This is a genomic window from Armatimonas sp. (genome assembly GCF_043760365.1).
Classification (GTDB): Bacteria; Armatimonadota; Armatimonadia; order Armatimonadales; family Armatimonadaceae; genus Armatimonas.
In genome coordinates this window covers 1-5,332 of the sequence record NZ_JAYUPA010000316.1, presented here as the reverse complement: position 1 = coordinate 5,332, position 5,332 = coordinate 1, and the positions used below count along the sequence as shown (strand labels likewise).

General features: G+C 60.3%; 5 protein-coding genes and 1 pseudogene. 1 reads left to right on the top strand and 5 read right to left on the bottom strand.

Going from position 1 to position 5,332, the window contains the following annotated elements:
- A pseudogene (locus tag ACH2EH_RS07605) lies at nucleotides 1–522 on the top strand (hypothetical protein); the annotation flags it as partial.
- A gap of 19 nt (nucleotides 523–541) precedes the next feature.
- On the opposite strand, the gene ACH2EH_RS07600 reads toward ACH2EH_RS07605, so the two are convergent.
- The 5 genes from ACH2EH_RS07600 to ACH2EH_RS07580 all read right to left on the bottom strand — a co-directional run.
- Complete coding sequence (locus tag ACH2EH_RS07600) at nucleotides 542–1,633, bottom strand: Gfo/Idh/MocA family protein (RefSeq protein ID WP_395140440.1); 1,092 nt, start codon at nucleotides 1,631–1,633, stop codon at nucleotides 542–544.
- A gap of 56 nt (nucleotides 1,634–1,689) precedes the next feature.
- A complete protein-coding gene (locus ACH2EH_RS07595) occupies nucleotides 1,690–2,343 on the bottom strand; it encodes a response regulator (protein WP_395140438.1) in 654 nt (217 codons plus the stop codon).
- Nucleotides 2,344–2,349: 6 nt separating this feature from the next.
- Nucleotides 2,350–3,414, bottom strand: a complete 1,065-nt coding sequence (locus ACH2EH_RS07590; protein WP_395140436.1) for a histidine kinase — start codon at nucleotides 3,412–3,414, stop codon at nucleotides 2,350–2,352.
- 53 nt (nucleotides 3,415–3,467) lie between these two features.
- Nucleotides 3,468–4,226: a hypothetical protein gene (locus ACH2EH_RS07585; protein WP_395140434.1), complete on the bottom strand. Its 759-nt coding sequence runs from the start codon at nucleotides 4,224–4,226 to the stop codon at nucleotides 3,468–3,470.
- Nucleotides 4,216–5,332 (bottom strand): rhomboid family intramembrane serine protease (locus ACH2EH_RS07580; RefSeq protein WP_395140432.1); only part of this gene is annotated, 1,117 nt, incomplete at its 5' end. The genes ACH2EH_RS07585 and ACH2EH_RS07580, both read right to left, overlap by 11 nt.

The following is a 5,332-nucleotide window of genomic DNA, read 5'->3' as shown; positions in this document are numbered from 1 at the left end:
GAGAAAGCGCTCGAACTCTCCACGGGGAAGCGCCCTTCCGCAGAGAAGAAGCTCGCTGAGGTGAGTCTGCGCCTCTCCGATCAGTCGGCGATGGAGCGTCTCGGCGGTGTGCTTGGTCCTAGCGAAGATCTTGTTGATGTTTTGCGAATGCCGCGCAGTGGAAACCGGCATGCGGGTATCGCGATGATGCTCTCGATTGCGCCGGGCTTCGGACAGTTCTACTGTGGGCAGGTCATCAAGGCGGCGGTGATCCTGGGGATCTTTTTGATCTCATTCTTTCTCGTCATGCTCACGGACTATCAAGCGCTCTTTGAGCATCTGGCCAATATGTTTGCAATGGGGCGTGGGAAGCTCAAGACACCTGCCCCTAGCACGATGACGGTGGTTTTTGCGGTGATCGCCTTCTGTGCCTGGCTCTACTCCATCGCGGATGCCCCGTTCAGCGCCGCCAAGACCGACACCCTCGACACGCCTGGTCTCCTGCCAACCCCGATGGGCAATCGGTCGGGCTGGGAGCCGTAGGGGACTTCAGCGTTTGTACTCAGTCCAGTAGCGTCACGGTGCGTTTTTCTTGTGCGGAGAGCATTGCGCTGTCCACGATCTGCTGACCGATACGACAGAGCGCGGGATCGAGTGGGCCGTGGAGCGGGCAGCCGGTTTCCAGGTGGTGAATCAGATGCTCGATTGGGTTGCGCCAGCCGGGCGAAAGAGTATCCACGGGAATCTCGTATGTCTCTGGCTGCTCTCTTGTCTGAACCCGAACCACCGACTCGTAGTCGTAGCTTGAGAGGGTGCCGTGCGTGCCCCGTACCACGAAGCCGCACTTGGGCTGGGGCTGGAGAGTCCAGGGATCCGTGAAGGTGCCCCAGCGGGTCTCGAACTTGGAGAGGCCGTAGGGCGCGGTGTACCGACAGACGGTGATCGAGTGCTCATCCACCTCTAAACCTGGTTTATTATCTGTCACACAAGTCACCTCAAGCGGCTTGCGACCATCGAGAAACCACGTTCCCAGGGTGACCCCGTAGCCCAAATAGTCTTGCAGTGAGCCGCCTGCCGCCTCTTTCTGATACCACCAGGACTCCGATTTCTGCTGATTGGCTTCATCCTCGGTGATCTCGACTTTATCGGCAATATGGCGCAGCGGCCCCCGGTTGCCGTCGTAGTAGTGCACCTCGGTCACTGCGCCAATCAGGCCCTCGGTGATCAAGCGCTTCGCCGTGACATGGGGGGGATACCAGGCGAGCGGCCAGTTAATGATCAGGGTCTTGCCGGTCGCGGCCATCGCCGCGATCATTTTATCGGCGTCGGCCAGGTTCGCCGCGAAGGGCTTCTCCACCAGAATATGCGCTCCGTAGGGCGCGGTATCTACGACAGACTGCCCATGCTCGCCCGTTTTGGGGCATAGAATAACAATATCGGGCTTGCTTGTCTCAAGGCACTCGCGCCAGTCGGTGAAGACTTTTTCTTCGGAGAGGCCCAAGCGGGCAATAGTACTTTGCATGCGCTCACGGCTGGCATCGGCGATCCCGACGATCTCAGCACTAGGGTGCTCACTCACTTGGCGGAGCAGATCCCCCATGTGCATGTGGTCAAAATTCACCCCGACGACGCGATAAAAAGGACGGTTTGGCATGCGCTAGGATACGACGGTGGCTTGCTATTTTCCTGCGGAGTGACTGCTCACGGCTGCTAACGCGTCATGATGCCTTCGCGCCAGGCGTAGACAGCGGCCTGGGTGCGGTCCGTGACGTGGAGCTTAGCGAGGATATTGCTGACGTGGCTCTTGACCGTTTTCTCAGAGACGAAGAGCTTCTCGGCAATATCCGTGTTGGAGAGACCATCCGCGATGAGTCGGATGACTTCAAGCTCGCGGTTCGTGAGAGGGGACTCGGAGCCACTGGGCTCGGTTGATTTTCTCTGACCCGTGACCGCTTTCATCATCTGCGCGGCAATCGCGGGCGAGAGGGTGACTTCGCCTACGGCGGCTTTACGGATCGCGGTGGCGATCTCGCACGCCGCTGCATCTTTGAGTAAATACGAGAGTGCCCCGGCGCGGATGGCGGGGAGAACATGCTCGTCCTCGTGGTAGCTTGTGAGGACAATCACCTGGGTACGTGGGCTGATTACCTTCACCTGGCGGGTCGCCTCGACTCCTCCCATACCAGGCATGAGTAAGTCCATCAAGACAATATCGGGGGCCAGGCTCTCGCAGAGCCGGACTGCCTCCTCGCCACTACCCGCCTCGCCGACTACCTTGATGTCGGGCTGGGTGTCTAGAAACGCGCGAACCCCCTGCCGTACAATGGCATGGTCATCCGTCAGCAGTACCGTGATCTCTTCCATAGCGGCTTAAAGCATCCGGACGGCGTCTTCCATCCCGAGGAAATCGTCCATGCGTGCCGGACGCGCCGCGGAATCACAGCGCACGACGATGCAGCAGCCCGCACCCGGTGTGCTCAGGAGCTGGAGACGGCCCCCAGGTAGGCCCTGAGCCCGCTCGCGCATGGTGTGAAGCCCGAAGCCCTCCCCGCCACAGAGCCGCCGCTGCCGGGCATCGAAGCCGCGCCCGTTATCGCGCACGAGAAGCCGCACCCCCCCTGCGTCGTCACGCCGTAGGGAGACCTCAACACGGGTTGCTTCACTATGCTTACTGGCGTTTGCAAGGGCTTCTTGCGCGACCCGCAGGAGGCCGTTTGTTGCCTCGGGAGAGAGAGGAGGCAGCTCATCGCTCTCAAAGGTGGTCGGGATACTGTTGCGGCGGCTCCAATCGCTGACATGTCCCTTGAGCAGGATCGCAAGAGGAGCACCCTGGGCACTCACGGGCCTAAGCTCCTGAAGCACCGCGGTCAGGTCACGCTGTGCCTGCTGCGCAAGATCATTGGCGGCATCGAGTCGCGAGAGCGCTTGGTCAGGCTGCGCGGGCAGGAGGGCTTTCGCGGCTCCGATCTGCATGGATGCGGCAAAGAGGTGCTGCTTAACCGTGTCATGAAGGTCCCGTGCAAGACGGTTGCGCTCCTCCAGCGTGGCCACATCCTGGCGAAGTGCCATGAGATCACGAAGCTCCGCGGCCATCCGGTTGAGGCGACTTGCCAGCATGCCCATCTCATCGGCTGCCTCGGGGGCCATCGCAGTGAAATCGCCACGAGCCCAGGCATCCGCCGCGTGCGTCATTGCATCGAAGCGCCATGCGAGCCGTCGTGCTGAGAGATATCCCGAGATCCCTGCCACAACCCCCGACGAGAGTGCGAGCACGAGCGCGCTGGGAAGAAGTTGCTCCAGGAAGTTGGAACGGGGATGATTTCCAAAAAGAGAGACGAGAACAAACAACCCCAGAGTCGCCAAGGCTGTGGTCAACGCCGCCTTGACGTGTGACTCTTTTAGCTGCGTGCGCAGGCGAGGGTAGTGCGCTTTCATAGGGCCATTGTACGTCACAACCGCTTTGTCCCCCTCAGTCTGTGGACGGATTTTTACCGCTCTTCGGCAGCGTGAAGAAAGACTTCCTCAAAAGGGGTATCGGTGGGGACGATCAGGTACTCCATCTGGTAGCGCTGGGCGAGCTCGGCAAGGCGCTGGCGGATATCGTCCTCCAGACGAAGCCCTGGGCCACCCTCTTGCATCTCGGAGCGATCCATAAGATGGATCAGAACGATGCGTGCTTCGCCTGTTAGGAGCGCAAGGGCACCCCACTCCCAGTTCCGATCACGGAAATCGGATAATAACAAAATCAGGGAGCGACGGGCCGTGCGGCGGATGCGCTTTCGCAGAGCCCAGGCAAAGTTGCGTGTCCCTCCTGCACGGAGGCCCTCAAGGTAGAGGATCAGCCCTTCCATGTCCTCAGGGCGGTTGACGACGGGGCTACGTTGTCCTCGCGCAGGAGACAATGTTGTTACCTCAAAGCGCTGATCGCGCAGGGTTGCTGCGTAGCCTAGAGCTGCCGTGAAGCGCCGTGCGAAGTCAAATTTCAGCGACGGTTCCGGGGGGGTGTATCCAGAAAATGTCATCGCGAGGGATGCGTCTAGTAGCACGTGCAGTGTCGTGTTCTCTAGACGGAACAACCGGATTAAGAGGCGCTCCAGGCGAGACGACTTCCGGGTGGGCTCCGTGTGTCGCCCTAAACGAAAGGGCGAGTCACTCCGGGGTGTCCGCCGTCCGGTACGTCGGCCCTCGGTATCGCTCGCGGGAAGGGCTGTCTCCAGCCGCTGCACAAACTCTGGATCAAGAAGCATTCTGGTTTTCCGTAATCATTCCGCGAACATGATTGGCCCACTCGGAGGTGGGATAGAGGCGTAAGAACTCCGCAAAGATCGCCAGGGCATTGTCACGCTGGCGCAGCTTCTGAAGATGCAGCTTGCCCAGCTTTAACATTCCCAGCTCGGCATCCTGGGTATGTGGGAAGTCTCGGCAGAGGTTCGCCAGTGCCTGCCGGGTAAGCTCGTACTGCTGGGCATCCTCACAGGCGCTCGCCACACGTTGCAGAAGGCGCACGGGAAGCGAGACACGGAGCAGGTTCCTCTGGGCATCACTATAGACCCGTGCTACCGCTGCCGCATTGCCCTGCTTAGAGAAGAGATCAAGTGCCTCGGTGAAGTACCGGTGGGCGATTTCCTGGTCACCTAGACGGATCTGCACCAGCGCGAGGGTGTGTGCCAGGCCACCGTCGGTGGGAGTGCGTACCAGAAGCTCGCGGTAGTAGCGTGCCGCTGTGGGCAGATCGCCTTGAGCCAGTGCTGCCTCCGCATCTTCGATCCCATACTCGCGGGCGCTCTGCTCCAGTACGCGCAAGGGGAAAGCGATCCCCAGGCCGAAGAAGAAGCCCGCAAGGTGTGCGGTATAGGCCACCTGATCCGCGCCCGGGGTCACAAGGGAGCGAATCGCGAGAAATATCTGGAGCACCATCACGATACTAACCGCGATTGCGGCAGGGACGGCGGGAACTCCGAAGAGACGCACCCGCGTTCGCCAGAAGCGCACTGCAAAGAGCCCCAGCACCGCAAAAATCGCCCCCGACGCACCAATCAGCGACTCCTCGGGCGCTGCGACCGGGAAAAAGGCATTGGTAATCAGCACATGTGCCAGCCCAGCCACCAGTGCACCCGTCAGATAGGCCACGAGATACGCCAGGTTGCCCAGCGCCTCTTCCAGATGCACCCCGATGACATAGAGCGTGATCATATTTCCCAGGAGATGGAAAAGATCGCTATGCACAAAAGCGTAGCTAATCAAGGGGAGAAACTGCAGGTGCCCGCGCATCAGACCCCAGCCTTGCACGACTCTCTCAGAGATCACGAGCCCCTCGGTGGGGGATAGGTTGCCAAAGAAAATCACGGAGTTG